Source organism: Pseudomonas sp. LB3P25 (assembly GCF_054897985.1).
In genome coordinates, this window is record NZ_CM142711.1 from 6235692 (window position 1) to 6254747 (window position 19056).

Annotated in this window: 19 protein-coding genes and 1 pseudogene; 7 read left to right on the forward strand and 13 right to left on the reverse strand. The window is 59.0% G+C overall.

The features are described 5' to 3' along the window. Nucleotides 1-145 precede the first annotated feature (145 nt). Nucleotides 146-499, reverse strand: coding sequence for a BON domain-containing protein (locus tag ACYZTW_RS28710; RefSeq protein ID WP_462002737.1), 354 nt, complete (start codon nucleotides 497-499; stop codon nucleotides 146-148). 317 nt (nucleotides 500-816) lie between these two features. Further along, on the reverse strand, nucleotides 817-1227 hold the full coding sequence (locus ACYZTW_RS28715) for a pilin (RefSeq protein WP_462002738.1): 411 nt from the start codon (nucleotides 1225-1227) through the stop codon (nucleotides 817-819). A gap of 225 nt (nucleotides 1228-1452) precedes the next feature. Between ACYZTW_RS28715 and pilB the strand changes: the two genes are divergently transcribed. The 5 genes from pilB to yacG are packed head-to-tail and all read left to right on the forward strand — an operon-like array spanning nucleotide 1453 to nucleotide 6064. After that, nucleotides 1453-3153, forward strand: coding sequence for a type IV-A pilus assembly ATPase PilB (pilB, locus tag ACYZTW_RS28720; protein WP_462002739.1), 1701 nt, complete (start codon nucleotides 1453-1455; stop codon nucleotides 3151-3153). Between the two features lie 2 nt (nucleotides 3154-3155). Next, complete coding sequence (locus ACYZTW_RS28725; RefSeq protein WP_462002740.1) at nucleotides 3156-4373, forward strand: type II secretion system F family protein; 1218 nt, start codon at nucleotides 3156-3158, stop codon at nucleotides 4371-4373. Between the two features lies 1 nt (nucleotide 4374). Then, a complete protein-coding gene (locus tag ACYZTW_RS28730) occupies nucleotides 4375-5247 on the forward strand; it encodes a prepilin peptidase (protein ID WP_462002741.1) in 873 nt (290 codons plus the stop codon). Further along, nucleotides 5244-5867: a dephospho-CoA kinase gene (gene coaE, locus ACYZTW_RS28735; RefSeq protein WP_462002742.1), complete on the forward strand. Its 624-nt coding sequence runs from the start codon at nucleotides 5244-5246 to the stop codon at nucleotides 5865-5867. The genes ACYZTW_RS28730 and coaE overlap by 4 nt, the downstream gene beginning before the upstream one ends. Then, nucleotides 5864-6064, forward strand: coding sequence for a DNA gyrase inhibitor YacG (gene yacG, locus ACYZTW_RS28740; RefSeq protein ID WP_462002743.1), 201 nt, complete (start codon nucleotides 5864-5866; stop codon nucleotides 6062-6064). The genes coaE and yacG overlap by 4 nt, the downstream gene beginning before the upstream one ends. 3 nt (nucleotides 6065-6067) lie before the next feature. Here yacG and ACYZTW_RS28745 read toward each other — a convergent pair whose 3' ends face one another. The 3 genes from ACYZTW_RS28745 to ACYZTW_RS28755 form a co-directional block, all read right to left on the reverse strand. Then, nucleotides 6068-6283: a hypothetical protein gene (locus tag ACYZTW_RS28745; protein ID WP_033054332.1), complete on the reverse strand. Its 216-nt coding sequence runs from the start codon at nucleotides 6281-6283 to the stop codon at nucleotides 6068-6070. A gap of 63 nt (nucleotides 6284-6346) precedes the next feature. After that, on the reverse strand, nucleotides 6347-7036 hold the full coding sequence (locus tag ACYZTW_RS28750; protein WP_462002744.1) for an energy-coupling factor ABC transporter permease: 690 nt from the start codon (nucleotides 7034-7036) through the stop codon (nucleotides 6347-6349). Between the two features lie 76 nt (nucleotides 7037-7112). Further along, entirely contained in the window at nucleotides 7113-8045 is a 933-nt protein-coding gene (locus ACYZTW_RS28755; RefSeq protein ID WP_462002745.1) for a LysR family transcriptional regulator, read from the reverse strand. A 121-nt stretch (nucleotides 8046-8166) separates the two neighbouring features. On the opposite strand from ACYZTW_RS28755, the gene ACYZTW_RS28760 reads away from it, so the two are divergent. Beyond that, complete coding sequence (locus ACYZTW_RS28760; RefSeq protein WP_462002746.1) at nucleotides 8167-8409, forward strand: DUF2790 domain-containing protein; 243 nt, start codon at nucleotides 8167-8169, stop codon at nucleotides 8407-8409. 20 nt (nucleotides 8410-8429) lie between these two features. On the opposite strand, the pseudogene ACYZTW_RS28765 reads toward ACYZTW_RS28760, so the two are convergent. The 4 genes and pseudogenes from ACYZTW_RS28765 to ACYZTW_RS28780 form a co-directional block, all read right to left on the reverse strand. Then, nucleotides 8430-8822, reverse strand: a pseudogene (locus ACYZTW_RS28765) (methyl-accepting chemotaxis protein); the annotation flags it as partial. Nucleotides 8823-9340: 518 nt separating this feature from the next. Beyond that, nucleotides 9341-10606: an OprD family porin gene (locus ACYZTW_RS28770; protein ID WP_462002747.1), complete on the reverse strand. Its 1266-nt coding sequence runs from the start codon at nucleotides 10604-10606 to the stop codon at nucleotides 9341-9343. Nucleotides 10607-10623: 17 nt separating this feature from the next. Then, complete coding sequence (locus ACYZTW_RS28775; RefSeq protein ID WP_462002748.1) at nucleotides 10624-11844, reverse strand: benzoate/H(+) symporter BenE family transporter; 1221 nt, start codon at nucleotides 11842-11844, stop codon at nucleotides 10624-10626. After that, nucleotides 11841-13208 carry an aromatic acid/H+ symport family MFS transporter gene (locus ACYZTW_RS28780; RefSeq protein WP_462002749.1) on the reverse strand — a complete coding sequence of 456 codons (1368 nt, stop codon included), beginning with the start codon at nucleotides 13206-13208 and terminating at the stop codon, nucleotides 11841-11843. The genes ACYZTW_RS28775 and ACYZTW_RS28780 overlap by 4 nt, the downstream gene beginning before the upstream one ends. Nucleotides 13209-13460: 252 nt before the next feature. Between ACYZTW_RS28780 and ACYZTW_RS28785 the strand changes: the two genes are divergently transcribed. Next, the gene (locus tag ACYZTW_RS28785) at nucleotides 13461-14087 is read left to right on the forward strand and encodes a DUF1780 domain-containing protein (protein ID WP_007970534.1); all 627 of its coding nucleotides are present in this window, start codon (nucleotides 13461-13463) and stop codon (nucleotides 14085-14087) included. 119 nt (nucleotides 14088-14206) lie between these two features. Here the strand turns inward: ACYZTW_RS28785 and ACYZTW_RS28790 are convergent, their stop codons facing one another. The 4 genes from ACYZTW_RS28790 to ACYZTW_RS28805 all read right to left on the reverse strand — a co-directional run bounded on the left by ACYZTW_RS28790 (nucleotide 14207) and on the right by ACYZTW_RS28805 (nucleotide 19038). After that, nucleotides 14207-15400, reverse strand: a complete 1194-nt coding sequence (locus tag ACYZTW_RS28790; RefSeq protein ID WP_462002750.1) for an MFS transporter — start codon at nucleotides 15398-15400, stop codon at nucleotides 14207-14209. Nucleotides 15401-15513: 113 nt separating this feature from the next. Then, a complete protein-coding gene (locus tag ACYZTW_RS28795) occupies nucleotides 15514-16863 on the reverse strand; it encodes an aminotransferase class V-fold PLP-dependent enzyme (protein WP_462002751.1) in 1350 nt (449 codons plus the stop codon). Between the two features lie 17 nt (nucleotides 16864-16880). Continuing rightward, complete coding sequence (locus ACYZTW_RS28800; protein ID WP_462002752.1) at nucleotides 16881-17777, reverse strand: EamA family transporter; 897 nt, start codon at nucleotides 17775-17777, stop codon at nucleotides 16881-16883. Nucleotides 17778-17808: 31 nt separating this feature from the next. Next, entirely contained in the window at nucleotides 17809-19038 is a 1230-nt protein-coding gene (locus ACYZTW_RS28805; RefSeq protein WP_462002753.1) for an ATP-grasp domain-containing protein, read from the reverse strand. Between the last annotated feature and the right edge of the window lie 18 nt (nucleotides 19039-19056).

Sequence of the window (19056 nt, forward strand, 5' to 3'; positions counted from 1 at the left end):
CCCAAATAGAACAGGCCCCGACACGAATGCCGGGGCCTGTAATGGCCACATCCTTGTGGCCTTCGCATGAACTCTCCAGAGGCGGCAGACGTATTGCTCGGCCCGCCCGCCGCGCCTTCTCCCAGTCCAGGCGAGAAGTCTTGCCTTACTCGGCTTTCAGGCCGTCAGCGGAGACCGCTTTGACGCCTTTGATTTTCTTGGCGATAGCCACGGCGGTGGCTTTCTGAGCGTCGGTCACCGCAACGGTGGACGACAGAGACACTACGCCTTTGTTGGTTTCGACTTTGATGTCGGTACCAGGAATGCCTTTTTCGGTCACCAGGTCTGCTTTGACTTTGGTAGTGATCCAGGTATCGGAAGTGGATTCTTTAGCCTTAGTCATTTCACCCGCCGCCAGAGTCATCGGGGCTTGGGCGGTGGTGGTCTGTGCAAATGCAGCGTTGGCCATGGTCAGGGTCAGCGCGGTAGCAGTAGCGGCAGCGATAGCGAACTTCTTCATACGAGTAACTCCTGTTTTTCATAAAGTCTGCTGCGTGTCTTGTCAGCAGGGTTACTGGAGATATTGCGAACGCTGTGCCAACTTTGATACAGACAATAAATCGTTATAAATCATTACCTTAGAAAAATGATCAATTTTCGGAATCATGCAAATTGCATGACTTGGAAATTATCTACATGCAAGTTGCGGGTTTTACCACAGGCCTAAGGCCATGAATTGTTGGAAGTTTTCTCAATTACTCCATTTTGTCCCGAACGGCGAACAAAAAAATGCCCCGCGTCGTGAAAGGCGGGGCATGGGACAGACTTGACAATGGATCAGACGCCGGGGCAACCAGTAGGCGAGTACTCTTTGAGTACCGTCGAGGCGCAAGTCCAGCCACCGGCGAGTGTGCGCGAAAGCGTGATGGTCTTGCCGAGCACCTGACCGGGTGCATTGAGGATCGTGCAGCCAATACTGCCAACACCGGTAGAAGCGGTGCCCGATGCCGTAACCGTGCAATTACCTGTGGTCACCTTACCGCCGATCAGAGCGAGGGTAGGGTTGGTGCCTTGATTCATAATGTCTTCGAAGGGGACCTTCAGAGCCGATATTTCAGCAAGACCGGCGGTGACCTTCGCCCGCGCTTGATACTTCGCATACTGCGGCAGCGCAACCGTCGCCAGAATCCCGATGATCGCCACCACGATCAACAGTTCGATCAGGGTAAAACCTTTTTGAGTATTCATAGACAAGCTCCATGCATGAGTCGAAATCTCATGATCTGAACTAGCCACAGCACAGCCCATGCCAAGCCCTTCATCCCCTGTTATAAGCGCACGAGGCCAACAAAACGCCCTTTCCTACCCCCAGGATCCGCACTATCTGACACTTTTTGTCACCTGAGCAGTGCTGGTTTGGTTCCGCCGCTTGACTAGGCTATAAGTCATGAACTGTCTGCGTCCGGTATCCCCATGAATGACATCGCCCTTAGCGGTCTGGCCAAACAATTGGTCCTGGCCGAGCTGCTCACTGACAAAAGCGCGCAACAGGCGTATCAGCAAGCCCTACGCAATCGCATCTCCCTGGTCACTTACCTGGTGCAGAGCAAACTGGTGCAAAGCCGCCAGGTGGCCGAGATTGCCTCGGAACACTTTGGCATGGCCCTGCTGGACCTCAACTGCCTGAACAAGGAGACCCAGCCCAAGGGACTGGTCAGCGAGAAGCTGATTCGTCAGCACCACGCCCTGCCCCTCTGGCGGCGCGGCAACAAGTTGTTCGTGGGCGTTTCCGACCCGACCAATCAGCAAGCCATCAATGACATCCAGTTCAGCACCGGGCTGAACACTGAAGCCATCCTGGTGGAGGAGGACAAACTCAGCGACGCCATCGAAAAATTCTTCGATACCCAAGGCGCCGGCCTGGAAGACATGGCCGACGTTGACCTCGATGGTGTGGACATCGAGTCGATCGATGACAGCAAACTGGAAGCCCTCGCCGGACAAGATGCCGATGACGCGCCGGTGGTGCGCTTCGTCCACAAGATGTTGCTCGATGCAATCAAGAGCGGCTCTTCCGACCTGCATTTCGAACCCTATGAAAAAACCTACCGCGTGCGGGTGCGTACCGACGGTATTTTGCGTGAAGTCGCCAAACCACCGATTCAACTGGCCAATCGGATCGCGGCGCGGCTGAAAGTCATGGCCAGCCTCGACATCTCCGAACGGCGCCGGCCCCAGGACGGACGGATCAAGATGCATCTGTCCAAGAGCAAATCCATCGACTTCCGGGTCAACACCCTGCCGACCCTGTGGGGCGAGAAAGTGGTGATCCGGATCCTCGACCCGTCCAGCGCTCAAATGGGCATCGACGCCCTCGGCTATGAGCCCGATCAGAAAGACCTGTACATGGCCGCCCTCAAGCAGCCACAAGGGATGATTCTGGTGACCGGGCCCACCGGTTCGGGCAAAACCGTGTCGCTCTACACCGGGCTGAACATTCTCAACACCGTGGACATCAACATCTCCACCGCCGAAGACCCGGTGGAAATCAACATGGAAGGCATCAACCAGGTCAGCGTCAACCCCAAACAGGGAATGGACTTCGCCCAGGCGCTGCGCTCATTTCTGCGACAGGACCCGGACGTGATCATGGTCGGCGAGATCCGCGACCTCGAAACCGCCGAAATCGCCATCAAAGCCGCCCAGACCGGCCACATGGTGCTGTCGACCCTGCACACCAACAGCGCCGCCGAAACCCTGATTCGCCTGCACAACATGGGCATCGCGGGTTTCAACATTGCCACCTCGATCAGCCTGATCATTGCCCAGCGCCTGGCACGCAAGCTGTGCAGCCATTGCAAGAAACCCATCGAGATTCCCCGGGAGGCGCTACTCAAGGAAGGCTTCCCCGAGGAACGCATCGGCTCATTCACGATCTATGAACCGATCGGTTGCGATCACTGCAACGGCGGTTACAAAGGGCGAGTCGGGATTTATGAAGTGGTGAAGAACACACAGGACCTGCAACGGCTGATCATGGCCGAAGGCAATTCACTGGAAATTGACAGTCAGATGCGTAAAGACGGCTTCAACGACCTGCGGACATCGGGCCTGCTCAAGGCCATGCAAGGCATCACCAGCCTTGAAGAAATCAACCGGGTCACCAAGGACTGAATATGGCGGTCAAAGCAGCAAAAATCAGCGTCTACGCCTGGGAAGGTACAGACCGCAAAGGCACCAAAGTGACGGGTGAGTTGAGCGGTCAGAACCCGGCGTTGATCAAGGCCCAGTTGCGCAAACAGGGCATCAACCCCGGCAAGGTACGCAAGAAGTCCACCTCGATTTTCAACCTGGGCAAGCGCATCAAGGCCCGGGACATTGCCCTGTTCACCCGGCAGATGGCGACCATGATGAAAGCCGGTGTACCGCTGTTGCAGTCCTTCGACATCATCGGTGAAGGCTTCGATAACCCGGCCATGCGCACACTGATAGACGAGGTAAAACAGGAAGTCGCGGCGGGTAACAGCTTCGCCGCTTCCCTGCGCAAAAAGCCCCAATACTTCGATGAGCTCTACTGCAACCTGGTAGATGCCGGCGAGCAGGCCGGCGCCCTCGATACCCTGCTGGAGAGAGTGGCGACCTATAAGGAAAAGAGTGAAAGCCTCAAGGCCAAGATCAAGAAGGCCATGACCTACCCGCTGGCTGTGGTGTTCATTGCGATCATTGTGTCCGCAATTTTGCTGATCAAAGTGGTGCCGCAGTTCGAATCGGTATTCAAAGGGTTTGGCGCCGAATTGCCGGCTTTCACTGTGATGGTCATTGGCTTGTCGGAGTTCATGCAGGCGTGGTGGTGGATGTTGCTCGGCGTGCTGATCGCGGTGATTTTCGGCGTGCGCCACGCCTTTAAAACGTCGCAGGGCTTTCGGGACTGGATGGACACATGGTTACTGAAACTGCCGTTGATTGGCACGTTGATGTACAAGTCTGCCGTGGCCCGTTACGCCCGCACACTGTCGACCACTTTCGCCGCCGGGGTGCCGCTGGTAGAAGCCCTGGATTCGGTAGCCGGGGCGACGGGCAACATCGTATTCAAGCGTGCGGTGCTGCGCATCAAGCAGGACGTATCCACCGGTATGCAGCTGAACTTTGCCATGCGCACCTCCGGCATCTTTCCCACCATGGCGATCCAGATGACTGCGATTGGCGAAGAGTCCGGCGCACTGGACGATATGCTCGACAAGGTCGCGAGCTTCTATGAGGAGGAAGTGGACAACATGGTCGATAACCTCACCAGCCTGATGGAGCCGTTCATCATGGTGGTGCTGGGTGTTATCGTCGGTGGCCTGGTGGTTGCGATGTACCTGCCCATCTTCCAACTCGGCTCAGCGATCTGACATGCCCTTGAACGACACTCTGACCCTCTACCCGTTGACCTTCGTGATCGCAGCCATGTTGGTCGGCCTGCTGATTGGCAGCTTTCTCAACGTGGTGGTCTGGCGCCTGCCAAAAATGCTCAACCGCGAATGGCTTCAGGAGGCACGTGACGTGTTGGGCTTGCCGAGCGAGACGCCGCTGCCGACCTTCAATCTGATACTGCCCCATTCCCAGTGCCCACATTGCGGCCATCGAATCCGCGCCTGGGAAAACATTCCGCTGCTCAGTTATCTGTTTTTACGGGGTCGATGCTCGAACTGCGCGGCAGCGATCAGCAAACGTTACCCGCTGACCGAACTGGCCTGCGGCCTGCTCTCGGCGTTCATCGCCTGGCATTTCGGTTTCGGCTGGCAGGCCTGCATGGCGCTGGTCCTGAGCTGGGGATTGCTGACGATGAGCCTGATCGACGCCGAGCACCAACTGCTGCCGGATGTGCTGGTGCTGCCGCTGATATGGCTGGGGCTGATCGTCAACAGCTTCGGACTCTTCGTGTCCTTACATGAAGCATTGTGGGGCGCGGTGGCCGGCTATATGGCGTTGTGGTCGGTGTTCTGGCTGTTCAAGCTGATCACCGGCAAGGACGGCATCGGTCATGGCGATTTTAAATTGCTGGCAATGCTCGGGGCGTGGGGCGGCTGGCAGATGTTGCCCCTGACTATCCTGCTGTCATCGCTCGTGGGGGCGATCATCGGGGTGATTTTACTGCGCCTGCGCAACGCGAAAACCTCGACGCCGATCCCCTTCGGACCCTTTCTGGCAATTGCCGGCTGGATTGCCTTGCTCTGGGGTGGTCAAATAACCGACTTCTATTGGCAGTTTGTCGGTTTGAAATGAATACCCCTGTGGAAAAACCCTGGATTCTCGGCCTGACCGGCGGCATCGGCAGCGGCAAAAGCGCGGCTGCCCAGCACTTCATCGACCTGGGCGTACACGTGGTGGACGCCGATCACGCAGCGCGCTGGGTGGTGGAACCAGGTCGCCCGGCGCTGGCCAGGATCGCCGAACACTTCGGTCCGGGCGTATTGCAAGCCGACGGACAGCTGGATCGCGCGGCGTTGCGCAAACTGATCTTCGAAGTGCCAGACGAACGCCGCTGGCTCGAAGCGTTGCTGCATCCGCTGATCGCCAAGGAAATCGCCGATCATCTGGCCAAGGCACAATCGCCTTACGCGATTCTGGTTTCGCCGCTGCTGATCGAGTCCGGGCAGTACGCCATGACCCAGCGGGTTCTGGTGATCGATGCCCCGGAACAACTACAGATCGAGCGCACCCTGCAGCGTGACCAGACCAGCGAGCAACAGGTCCAGGCGATCCTCAAGGCCCAATCCAGCCGACAGGACCGCGTGAGCCATGCCGACGAGGTGGTGGTCAACGACCGCGACCTCGCCTGGCTGCACAGCGAGGTCGAACGCCTGCATCACTTTTACCTTACTTTGCGTGGAGGCCAGTCATGAGCCAACCCCCTGTCGTCGAATGCCCAACCTGTGGCGCCCCTGTTGAATGGAGTGCTGATAGCACATTCCGGCCATTCTGTTCGGACCGTTGCAAGCTGATTGACCTGGGCGCCTGGGCCTCGGAAGAACACAAGATTCCGGTCAGTCCAGATGCCGAAGACGAACTGTTCAGCGAAGACTTCGACCCGCGTCACTGATCTTCAAGGCCGCATAAAACCGTAGTCCTGGCTGTCATCGAGGTTTTCCGCAAGAAAACGCAACTCATCGGCCAGGTCTTCGGCGCTGCGCACCGCCTTGCTCTGTTGCACCACTGCACTGAGCAAGGCACGCAGGCTCAACCCCGGGTCAAACCCCACTTCCTGCGCCCCATCCAGACTCTGACGCAACTCCTGCCTTGCCCATTCGTAGACACTCATTTCGATGCTCCTGAAGGTTTTCCAGAGCATGGATTCGTGAGTGATTTTTGCCTTTGATGTGGATCAAGATTTGGGATCGTCGTCTTTCCAGGGGGCCGAAAGGTAGCGCGTGCGGTTGAACGTCTCCAGCCACTCGGGGCAAAACACCACCAGCGCGCTGACCACCATGCCGTTGATGAACGCTTCCGGGAAAATCAGCAGCCACAGATAACCGACAAAATCTTCCAGCCAATACGGCATGGCGAAACGTTCGTCGAACCACAGCAACCACAGCGCCAGCAGCAGGCACAGCAACGCCGACAGCGCCGCTGCAAAAAACCCGGACACGAAGATATACACAAAGGGATTACGCGGTTGCGCTCGCTCCACCAGGATCGCGCAGCACTCGGTGACCAGCACCGGCAGTAGAATCAGCAGCGCGCCGTTGACCCCCATCGCCGCCAGATCTTGCCGCCCGAGCAGCACTAATCCCGTTTGCGCGACCAACCCGCCGACAATCGCCAGCGGCCAGTCGAGCAACAGGGTCACGGCGGTCATGCCGATAAAGTGGTAGGACACGCCGGTGTCGAAGTCTTGTCGCACCAGCCAGAGCATGAACAGCGCGAACACCGTGCCGAACAACAGATGCTGGCGGCGACTGTCACTGAACAGTTCGACCCACGGTGCTCGCGCAACGGCCCAGATCAGCACAGGCACATAGATAAACCACCCTGCCGTGAGGGTTTCAGGTGACAGTAACTCGGCGCCGATCATGGCTGGGCACACTCCCTTGTCTAGTCGAAAGAGAACAGGCCCTCAGTCTACACCGCCCCTCGTACACCCTCCGACTTCAGGCCCAATGCCGTGGATCGCTCATGACCGCCTCGTGTTCAGCGAATAGCTTGGGCAATTCGGCTTTGAGAAAGTCCACCCAGGTCCGGACCTTGGCATCGAGAAATCGCCGCGACGGGTACAGCGCATACACATTGCGCTCACGGGGGCGCCAGCCCGGCAGCAAGCGCAACAAGGTGCCATCGCTCAAGGGACGCGTCGCGGCATAAAAAGGAATCAGACTGATCCCCATGCCGGCCTCCGACGCCTTGACCATCGACTCGGCGACGTTGCATTGAAAGGTCCTGGCCGGGCTGACGGCATGCTCGCCCTCTTCGTCCCGGAACACCCATTCATCGCTGTACAAAGGGTCGACCATACGCAGGCACCGATGATCGTTCAGCGCCATCGGTGTGTTCGGCACGCCATGCCGTTGCAGGTAGTGCGGGGAGGCGCAGGGCACACTGTAAATCTGCCCGATGGCCTGGGCGACCATTTGCGAATCGGCCAGTTCATGGGCAATCGAAATCACCACATCGTGCCCGTCCTCCAGTGGATCGGGATTGCGCTGCGACAGCGTCAGCTCGAACACCACATCGGGGTAAAGCTCGCTGTAACGGGCGATCAATGGCGTGATCAGTACGCCCAGGCCATTCATGCTGTGAACCCGCAGCCGTCCACTCGGTTTGAGATGGGCGCCGCGGGCCTCGGCTGTGGCCACCTCCATTTCTTCGAGTATTTGCCGACTGCGCACCAGGAAGCGTTCACCGGCCTCGGTCAGGCTCAACCGCCGCGTGGTGCGTTGCAACAAGCGTGCTTGCACATGCTGCTCCAGATCGGCCACCAGCCGCGACACTTGCGCGGTCGACAGGTCCAGCGCATCGGCGGCGGCGGTAAAACTTGCGCAGTCCACCACGCGGACGAACACCCGCAAGTTATTGAGCAGATCCATAAGCCCTCCACGGACGGTGACTGTTACGTTTCATGTAAGGCTGCATCAGGCGCTAGCCCCTTTATCGGTCGCGGGCAAAGACTAGAATTCAGGTATCGGAATCAACACGGAGCACGGAAAAATGAAAACCCTGATCAGCCTGTTTTTGACCGTTGTCGCCACCTCGGCCATCGCCGCCGGCAACGAGCCCGCCGCTACCTCGTACAACCCGGCACAGCCGCTGGACATCGCCAAGGTCGTTTCAGTGTCGAACACCGCGACCGCCTGCGGAGTTGTGCCTGCGACCATGGAGTATGTCGATCATCAAGGCCAGACCCATCGCGTGACGTACGAGGTCATGGGTGATTGCACGAGCGACCTGTAATCACTGGCACACTGCACGACTCACACGATCATTCGTTTCGCCTGCAAGGCCAGATCGTGCAAACCGGCCAGGCGCGCCATGATGCGTTCGACCACCTCGACCCTGGCAACCGCACCGCTTTGCAGTTCGCCCATCGAGTGCAGGGCCACTCCGGCCTTTTCCAGGCCCAGACGGGTAGAGCCGGACAACTGCTGAAGACCTTGGCGTGCCTGTTCAGCGGACTGTTCCAGCCCCGTAGCGATTTGCCGGATCTGCGCACTGGAGTCCGCTGCCTGACGCGAGAGATTGCGCACCTCATCGGCCACCACCGCAAACCCTCGGCCATGGCTGCCCGCCCTCGCCGCCTCAATGGCTGCGTTCAACGCCAACAGGTTGGTCTGACGGGAAATGTCCTGGATGCTGCCGACAATCGCGCCGATGCGCATCGACTGACTGCCGAGCTCATCGAACACTTGATCCAGACGCTGCATGTAGAGGTTCAGATCTTCCAGCACACTGGCCGAAGCCTGCATGCTCAGCGCACTCGCCTTCACCCGTTCACCTGCCGTGCGCGCCAGTTGATTGGCAAAGCGCATGTCTTCCTCGGTTTGCAGCACGGACTCGGTCAATTGCTCCAGCGTGACCTGCACAACGGCCCCCGGCCACTCGCGCTCCGGCACTGTTGGCGGTGGCGCGAGCGGTGCTTCGATCGGTACTTTGATCGGTACAACAACCGGTTCGGCAGCCGGCCACACAGGTGCGGACATCGACGCCAACGTTACCCTTGGCTGACGACGATAAAGCACCGCCGCACACAGCAACGCGAGGTTAATCCCACCGGCCAGCATCAGCCGCTCGCTATCACCCCAGCCCAACATCACGGAGCCTGCGCCAGCCATCATCAACGGCAGATTCGCGCCGATGTTGTAGGGTCGGTGTTCTTTTCCAGTGGTCATAGCAGTGTCCAGGTGTAACTGAGGATCAGACGATTCTCGTCGATATCACTGCGGTAATTGGAGCGAGCCATCGCATTGCGCACACGGATCCCGAGGCCTTTGAGGCTGCCGCTCTGCAGCACATAGCCGATGTCCAGATCGCGTTCGCGGTCCTTGCCTTCAAACCCCTTGCCGGTATCGACATTGTTGCCGGTGATGTAGCGCACAGTGCTGGTCAGCCCCGGCACGCCGAGGGCCGCAAAATCGTAGTCGTAACGCGCCTGCCAGGAGCGCTCATCGGTGTAGGCAAACTCGTAGGTCGGCACTTCATTGCCCAGTGGCGAGATGTTGGCAAACACCCGCGGGAAGGCGTTGTCGCCGAACATGCCCTGATAGCCGACATAGAACGTGTGGCCGCCACGCTTGGCCGACAGCAAGGAGAAGAACGCCTGGTTGTCGATATTGCCCAGCAGCTTTTTGCCGTCTTCGCGCGAATCGTAATAACCAAGGTTGGCGCCCAAGATCCAGTTGCCCATCGGCTGACTGTGTTTGAGGCCGAGAAAACGCTGGTTGTAGATGTCTTCCAGTTGCCCGAACCAGGCGCTGACCGAGCTGCGTTTATCGTTGAAAGCGTAATCGGCGCCGGCAAAGTTGAAGCCATCACTGCTGACCTGACGCTGCGGTACATGACCGAGCATGGCTTGCATCTTTTCGTCGCCGGCCTCGTTGCGCAGGCTGGTCGAACTCAAGTGACCGCCCTGCACAGTCAGGCCATTGATCTCGTTAGAGCTGATGCTCGCGCCCTGGTAGCTGGGCGGCAGCAAACGGATATCGCTGAAAGCCAGCACCGGCAGGTTGGGTTGCAGCTCACCCACCTTCAGTTCGGTTTTGGAGAAACGCACCTTCAATGCGCCCTCCAGGCGGCTGTACTCATTCGCCGCGCGCCCGTCACCCTGCACCGGCAGCAAACCGGTATTGACCCGGTCCGGGCTGCTGTCGAGTTTGAGGCCGAGCAGGCCAATGACATCCACACCAAAACCGACGGGGCCTTGGGTGTAACCGGATTTGACGTTGAGGATGAAGCCCTGCGCCCATTCTTCAGCCTTCGACTGTTGGTTGGCCCCGACGATGTCGGAGAAATCCCGGCTGAAATAGTAGTTGCGTGCTTGCAAGGTGGCGGTGGTGTCTTCGATGAACCCGCCCTCGGCCGCCATCGCACCGGCGGAGAAACTCGAGACGACAGCCATGGACAACACTGAACCGGTTGGAAGAATCTGTTTCATCGTTTTTTCTCTTATTTTTATTGATCGACAGGTTGAAGTGCTTCAGTCGCAGCGGATTCGCTGCGGGGAACGGGACGACGGGCGTTTAACAACACGTGGGTGACCATGCCGAAAATCAGCCCCCAAAAGGCGGCGGACAAACCCAACAACGACATGCCCGACGCGGTGGTCAGAAAAGTCACCAACGCGGCTTCGCGATCACTCGGCACGGCCATTGCGCCAGCCAACGCCCCGGCAATCGCAGTAAACAGCGCCAGCCCGGCCAAGGCTGCGATCAGTTCTTTGGGAAACGCCGAAAACAGTGAAACCAGAGTGGCGCCGAAGATCCCCAGCACCAGGTAACACAGCCCGCCCACAACCCCGGCCACATAGCGTTTGCCGGGATCTTCATGGGCCTCGCGCCCGGTACAAATGGCCGCGGTGATGGCTGCCAGATTCAGCCCATGGCAACCGAACGGCGCCAACAGCGCCGTGCCCACCGCACTGCTGGCGATGATCGGGCCGGCCGGTGTTGCGTAACCGCTGGCGCGCAGCACCGCCATGCCGGGAACAAACTGGCCCGTCAGCGCCACCATCACCAACGGCAAGGCGATATTCAGGGTCGCGCTCAGGCTGAACGCGGGCGTGATCCACACCGGCGTGGCCAACCCGATCACCAACGCATCGCTGTGCAAATCACCGGCAAGAAAAGCCATCGAGCAGCCCACCAGCAGCACCATCAACACCGCATACCGCGGCATCAGCCGTTTGCAGATCAGGTACGTAGCGAACATCGCCAGCACCAGCAGCGGCTTGCCCTGCAACGAGACGAATAACCCGGTGCCGAAGCTGAACAGAATCCCCGCCAGCATCGCTGCCGCAATGGCCGCGGGCAGTTTGCCGATGATCCGGTCAAACGCCCCCGACACCCCGACCAGAAAGATAATCAGGCTGCTGACCAGATAAGCACCCACCGCCTCCGGCAGGGAGATCCCCGGCAACAACGCCACCAGCAACGCCGAACCCGGCGCCGACCACGCGATAATCACCGGGACGCGGTAACGCAGGCTCAGACCGATGCCGAGCACGGCGCTGCCGATGGAAATCGCCCAGACCCACGACGACAGCACCTCCCGCGAGAGGTGCGCGGTCTCGGCGGCCTGAAAGATGATCACCAATGGGCCTGCGTAGGAAATCACCGTGGCGATAAATCCGGCGACTGCCGCAGACAGGGAAAAGTCCCGGACTAACGCTCTCATGAAGCGTCGCCAACAGCCCCGTCGGGCGAACCGTGGCGCAGGCCCGACAGCGCTTGTTTAGCACTGCGCCGACTGCTAACGGCGAACACGGTCATGGCCATTGCGGCCACCGCACCGGGCAAGGCAAATGCCATGAAGTTCAGTTGCAGCGGCAGGCTAATCCCGAGCAACGCACCGCCCAGCAGCGGTCCGACGATGGCACCGTTGCGCCCGATGCCCGACGCCCAACCCAAACCGGTGGAGCGAATGGTCATGGAGTAGAACTGCGCGGCGCAGGCGTACAACAGGATCTGCGAGCCGATGGTGGTGGCGCCGGCGATGGCGATCAGCAAATACAACAGCGGCATCGGGCTGTTGAAACCCAGCAAGGTGATCGACACCGCAGCCACGGCGAAGAACACCGCCAACACCCGCGGCAGATTGAGTTTGTCTCCCAGCACACCGCCGCCGACCGCGCCGAATATGGCACCGAAGTTGAGCACCAGCAGGAACGATAGACTCGAGCCCAGGCTGTAACCGGCGTTGGCCATCAGTTTCGGCAGCCAGGAACTCAAGGCGTAGACCATCAGCAAGCAGCAGAAAAACGCCAGCCACAACATCAGCGTGCGTAGCGCACGACCTTCGCGAAACAGTTGCAACACCCGGGTGCCAGTGCCCTTCACTTCGCTCATGTGCAGCTGATCGCTGGATTGCGCGACGTACGCCGGATCAACCCGCTGCAGGATGTTGCGTGCCTCTTCATTGCGCCCCTGACGCAGCATGAAACCCACCGACTCGGGCAGGAAGTACATGATCAATGGCAACAACAGCAACGGCAGCACCGCCACGTAAAACACCGACTGCCAGCCAAAACTCGGGATCAGCACGATACCGAGCCCCGCCGAGAGCATGCCGCCTACCGAATAGCCGCTGAACATGATCGCCACCAGCGTGCTGCGGATTTTCTTCGGCGCGTACTCGTTCATCAGCGCCACGACGTTGGGCATCACCCCGCCGATGCCCAGGCCAGCAATGAACCGGCACAGGCCAAACTCGGTGGGGTTGCGGGCAAAACCATTGAGCACGGTAAAACCGCTGAAGAGCATCACGCAGATCGTGATGGCTTTTTTGCGGCCGATCTTGTCCGACAGCGGGCCGAAAAACAGCGCACCGAACATCATTCCGAACAGTGCATAACTGCCCAGTGCGCCCGCTTGCAGGGGACTGAGCCCCCACTCTTTCATCAGCATCGGCAGCACCACGCCGTAGATCACCAAATCGTAACCGTCGAAAATGATGATCAGGGCACACCAGAACAGCACCATCCAGTGAAAGCGGTTGAATCGTGCGTTGTCGATAACCTCATGTACGTCGATCTTGCGCATGGCATTTATCTCTTGTTGTTGTTTTTTTAAGAGCGTCGGTAACGCGGCTAACGTCCGTACAGCCGAGGGTAGAGGCGCCAGGCACGGGGCAATATCCGCTTTGCGCAGATCGCTATCCGTTTTGTGCAATGCCCTGAACCGGGCGCGGGATGAGGAGTGTTGCGGGCATGGTGGGCCGCAAATCCGGCAGATATGACCCTCTCCGATAAACTGTCTTCTTTGCGATCGCATTTGAACGCTAAGCTTGGGCCTATGGATGACTCAGATTATTTACGCCTGCTGACCATCGCGGCCGAGCAAGCCAACGCGTTCCTGTCCAATGCCCGCAAATGGGAGCGTGAGCGTTGGGTCTGTCAGCGCCTGCTGCAAGGCCTGAACATTCCCTATCGCGCCGACGAATTCGCCCCGGCCGGGGAGCCGCCGGACGTGCTGTTTCGTGACGCCAGTTTCGAAGTGTTTTTTGTGCTCGATGAAGGCCGACGCCTCAACGACGAATGGCGCGATGAGCTGCAACGCCGGCGCAGCGCGTTTTCCCTGAGTCAGCTGGTACGGCGCGAGGCCAAGCCCCGGCGCATCCCGGCCAATGAGTTTCTGCTGAGACTGGCGCCGACCTTGCGCAAAAAAGCCCACAACTACAAAGAACGCGGCATGGATCTGGGCGAACTGGACATCATCGCCTTCGCCAGCCTCAAGCGCGAAGTGCTGGACCTCAACAGCCATTTCCCACCGCCCACCGAATACCTGCGCCAGGGCTGGCGCTCGTTGTCGCTGGTCGGTCCGACCTTCGCCCGTGTGCTGTTCGCGCACCCGGATGCGCCGGATTTTCTGCGCAGCAACCTGGGTCGCAGCATTGTTTTCGACGTCGGGATCAGCCTGTGAGTCCATTGCAGGAGCTGATTGCCAAAGTGCCGAAACGGATCGCGTTTGCAGACGATCTTCCAGGCGCGGGATGCCTTTACTGACTGCCGAAGCTGTTAAGTGAAATGCAGGGCGACTTTTCAGGCACCCACTGCTTCGACGCGCGTATGCCCTCGGGCAAAGCGGGTCGCCGATGTCTGCAACAACAGAGCGGCGGTCAATGTGACCAGCAGGAACGGAAGTAGCCAAGCGTTCTCGATCATTGCCAATTGCAGGCTGAGGATCAACAGCAGCACCGGCGTGGCCAGGGCATTCGCCCGGCTGACATACAAGCCCACAGCGGCCTCGCTGTAGCGGCAGGCGATGGCGACACGGATATGCACCCGCGCGCCGCCGAAAGCCATACCGAGAATCAACAGGCTCAGTGCTTTCAGTATCAGAGTGTCTGGCATCAGCAACCACATTGACGTGGAAATCACCGCCAGCGCAATCAGGGCTGACAGATAAGCCAACAGGTTACGACCGGTATTGGCAATGATGACCAGCACCCCGATCAGCGCCATGCCCATGCCGAACACCGCATCGAGCACACCCAGTTCAAACAGCGCCCAGCCGTGGCTCGACACATAGACGGGCAGCATAAAGTTGAACGCCCCGAGGATTGGCCAGATAAGTACCATCGGCACAAACAGCGCTAGCGGAAGTTTGGCTGGAGCCGCTACTTCGCCAGCCTCCTGCGCCGCCACCGGTAGACTGTCACGCGTGTAGCAAATGGCTGCGACCAACAAGAAGCCGGCGCACAGCAAAATGGAGAACCCAACACCGGTCAGAATCGGCATCAAGCCCGCCGCCAGCAAAGGGCCGATCATCAGGGCCGCCTGGCTGGTGGCAGTGGTTGCCCCGCTGATCCGGCGTACCATCGTTTCGTCCATGCCACGTTGAATCTGGGTGAACCACATATCCAGGCTGGCTTCGAGCAGCATGATCATCAGCCAGACAAACAGATTGATGATCAGCAGGCCGATGGTAAAGTCTCTGGATACTCCCGAAACCAGGCTGAGGCCGGTCAGACACATCAGAAACCAGCTGCTCATCTGGCGGCCGTTCATTCGGCTCGACAGGCGCTTGATCATCACTGGCGTGACAAAGGCCGGTATAAACGAGCAGAAAATCGCCAGCGCCAGCGGCAGGTAATCGCCTTCGTTCTGATTGAGTATGGTCCACGTCAACGAGACCAGCAGCGCGCCGGAAAACAGTCGATAAACCGTCGAGCAGACCAGGAACATAGTCAGCTCTTTTGAAGTGCTTTTCATGACGACTTGTTTTTCATTCATGTAATCGATCCTTGCCCTTGAGTACGCGGCCATTCTTCAATTGAATTCTTGACGCCAGCGACTGCGCCACAGTTCTGCAAGTGCATGAGGCTGGCGTCGATCCGGGCTGGGTGTCAGGCTAGAGTGCGCATCACTCTGAGGGTCTTGTCGATGTCTTCCGGCGTGTTGATGATCCCGGCGGAGAACCGTACTGTCGAATGGCGGTAGGGTGTGGCACTGGCGATGATCTTCTGCGCCTTTAGTCTGGCCACCACATCTTTGGGAGCCCAGCCTTTTACATCACAGCAGACGATTCCAGCGGAGAACTGCGCAGACTGGGGCGTATGCAGATGCACATTGGGCAGCTTCGACAATCCTTCCTTCAGCTGTCCATTGAGTTCAGCGACGCGGTCAGCAATGCGCTTGCGGCCGATCTGCTTGACGAACTCGAACGCTTCGATCACGCCCCATTGGTTTTCGAACGCCAGAAAGCCTCCGGGACTGACCCATGCACCCTGTGTATCTCCCTGAGGGGCGCGCTGTTGGCGCCAGGCATTGGCGGGCTCGGCTGCCATGATGGTGGGAATGGTTGGCGTGATCTGTGCCCACTGACCTTCACGGGCCCAGACCAGGCCCGTACCGTGCGGGCCAAGGATCCACTTGTGCGTCCCTGCGCTGAAAAAGTCGCAACCCAGGCTGGCGACTTGGGCCTCGGAACAGCCGAAGCCGTGCACACCGTCGATCACATAGATGATTCTGTCTGCCTCGGAGCGATCCTGATTGACTCGCGCCACGAGTGCACCTATCTCCTGCACCGGTAAACGCACCCCGCTGCCCGAATGCACCCAGGTCATTGCCAGGATCCGGGTCGAGGGCCTGATGGCTGCTTCAATGCGGGCGACGATTGCGTCAACACTGACATCCTCGGGCTGTTCGTAGAGGTCAATTCGTCTCACGCTCCCGCCCCATTTGACGACAGCCAGGCGCATGGCCTCGTCGTGGGTGTACCACTCGTGGTTGGTCGTCAGGATTTCCTGGTCGGGTGTCAGTTTGAGACCGTTGTAGACCATCGCCAGGCCCTGCGTGGTACTGGTCGTCAGTGCGATGTCCTCGGCCCGTCCGCCGGTATAGTCTGCCGCTGTTGCGCAGACCTTGCGCCAGACCATCTCCTCGGGCCTGGCAAACATATTGTCTTCCAGGTAGGTGTAGGGGTTTTCATCGAATGCCTGCCGGTGACGGGCCATCGCATCGCGCACGGGCTTCGGGTTGGAGGCAAGAAAGAAGTTGGAAATGTGCACAAACTCCGGAGACAGCTTGAACTGCGCACGCACGGATGCCCAGTCGTTGGGGTCCAGTGTCGCTACAGAGTCATCCTGAACAGGCAAATTGCCCACCTGTGCGCCAGCCACGCCTGCGATCATGCTGCCTCCGATCAGAGTCGCTCCAACAGCCGCACCCATGAAATCACGTCTTCCCAGACTCATACCAACTCCCTGTCGATTCATATTGAAGTACGCGCAGGATGCGCGAACACAGCATTGAAAATACGCTGTCCATAGAGGCCTACGGCCAGGCCGAGCACAATCAGAACCACCGCCAGTACTTTGCTCAGCGGCACACTTTCGTTGAATACGAAAACAGAACCGAGCATGCCGAAGATCGGCACCAGCAACGACAGTGGCGCTACCGTCGAGACCGGATAAGTCTTGAGCAGCGAGTTCCATATCCAGTAGGCGAACAGGGTATTGGGGTAGACCTGAAACAGAATCGAAAGCACGGCGGTCGTGTCGACCTGATTGACGAACGTGGTATAGCCGGCGCTGCCGTTTACCGCGTAATCGAGGGCGAACAACGGGATCGGCGCGAAGGCGCTGGACCAGACCAGAAAACCAAAGACATCCTTGGTGCTGGCCTTCTTGTTGATGATATTGGCGACGCTCCATGAGGCCGCGCCAACCAGCACCAGAAGCACGCCTGGCAGGCTGACCGAGCCATCGCTGATCATGATGATGCACAGGAGCCCGCCGAATGCGATCAGCATCCCCAGCAGCTGAAAGCGTGTCAGTGCTTCCTTGAACACCCACCCGCCCAGCAGGATCGTGAAGAACGCGCTGAACTGCAGCACCAGCGAGGCGATCCCTGCCGAGAGTCCGGCCTTGATGCCCAGGTTTACCACGCCCCACAGACCGATGCCGAACACCAGTCCATAGCCGATGATGTAGCGCCACGGCACATCGGGTTTGCGGATGAAGAAGATCGCCGGTAACGCACAGAGACTGAAGCGGATGCCCGCCAGGATGAACGGATCTACGGTTGCCAGCCCCAGTTTGATCACCGAGAAATTGACACCCCAGATTGCCGTGATCAGTACAGCCAACACTACGTGCAGTGGTTTCATTGATGAGTTGCCTTAATGATGGTGGGCTTTGTCACGCTACGGACGTCAGGTTTTCGGCGAGGCTCACTCGGGAAAACAGCGCTTGCATCCAGGCCTGGGTCTGTTGCGGTTCTGCAGTCCTGACGATGCCTGCCAGGGGTGCCTCGAAGGCCGAATAAGTCACGTGCTCCGGCAGTAGCGCGCCCGGTTGCAGTTCGTTCCATTGCACGACGAATGGGCTTGCCCGCAGTTCGTCTGCGCCGTCCAGGCCGTAATAGATCCGCTCTCGGTGGGTGTGCCCGGGGAATACAAACCAGCCGAAGCCCAGGTTTGGCTGCCGCTCGGTCAGATGCGCGATATCCAGCTCGCCCTCAACGTGGATGCGCAACTCCAGCGACGGCATGTGGATACCGGTGGCCAACTCGTAGGTCGCTACCACATCGGCGCCGCCCACCCGATTTCCGACCTCGAGGAACACCGGTTCGTCACCTTCCATGATTGCCTCCAGATGGAACGCGCCGTTGCGAATTTGCACTGCTTCCAGCGCGGCGCCGACCCATGCTTGCATCGGCGCGGTGGTCTCCAGGTGCCAGGAACCCAGTGGATGGCCGCGCTCCATATAGTCCAGGCATGTTCCTACGTATTGGCTGGACAGCATGGTGAGGATTCGGCCGTTCTGTACCAGGCCGTCGAAATGACGGATGGGGCCACTGATATATTCTTCGACCTGAAAATCTTCGATACACAAGGACAGCTCGCTGATCTTGCGACTGATTTCATCAAAGGCGCGAGTGGGCTGCTGGTGAATGCTGACATCCATGCTCGATGCGCCACTGTGGGGCTTGAGCACGGTTGCCCCGTGCCACGGCACCTGCCCCTGAAGCGCCAGATAGCAATCAAGCGACATGAAGCGCGGCACTCGCAGCTGACGGGCCTGGACCGCCGCCTTCATGTCCAGCTTGTTGCGCGCCAGGTTCACCGCCTCCAGCGAAGCACCTTCGACGTTCAGCGCTTCGCGCAAGCGCGCAGCGTCGAGCAATTCGTACTCGGACATCGAGATGATCCGATCAAAGCTTTGTGGAAACTGTGCCAGCCACTCCAGTGCCTCATCGTGGGCGCTGGCCACCCCCGGCCGGACTACGCTGTTGCAGCGCAGTTCGGGCGGCAGCGTATCGATCGCAGATTGTTTTCCCAGGTAAGTAACATCGTGCTGTTGATGGTCGATGCCACGGTGATACTCAATACGCGGGTAGGGGACCCGGTGAAGAATGAGAATTTTCATGCAAATGGTCTCGAAGCG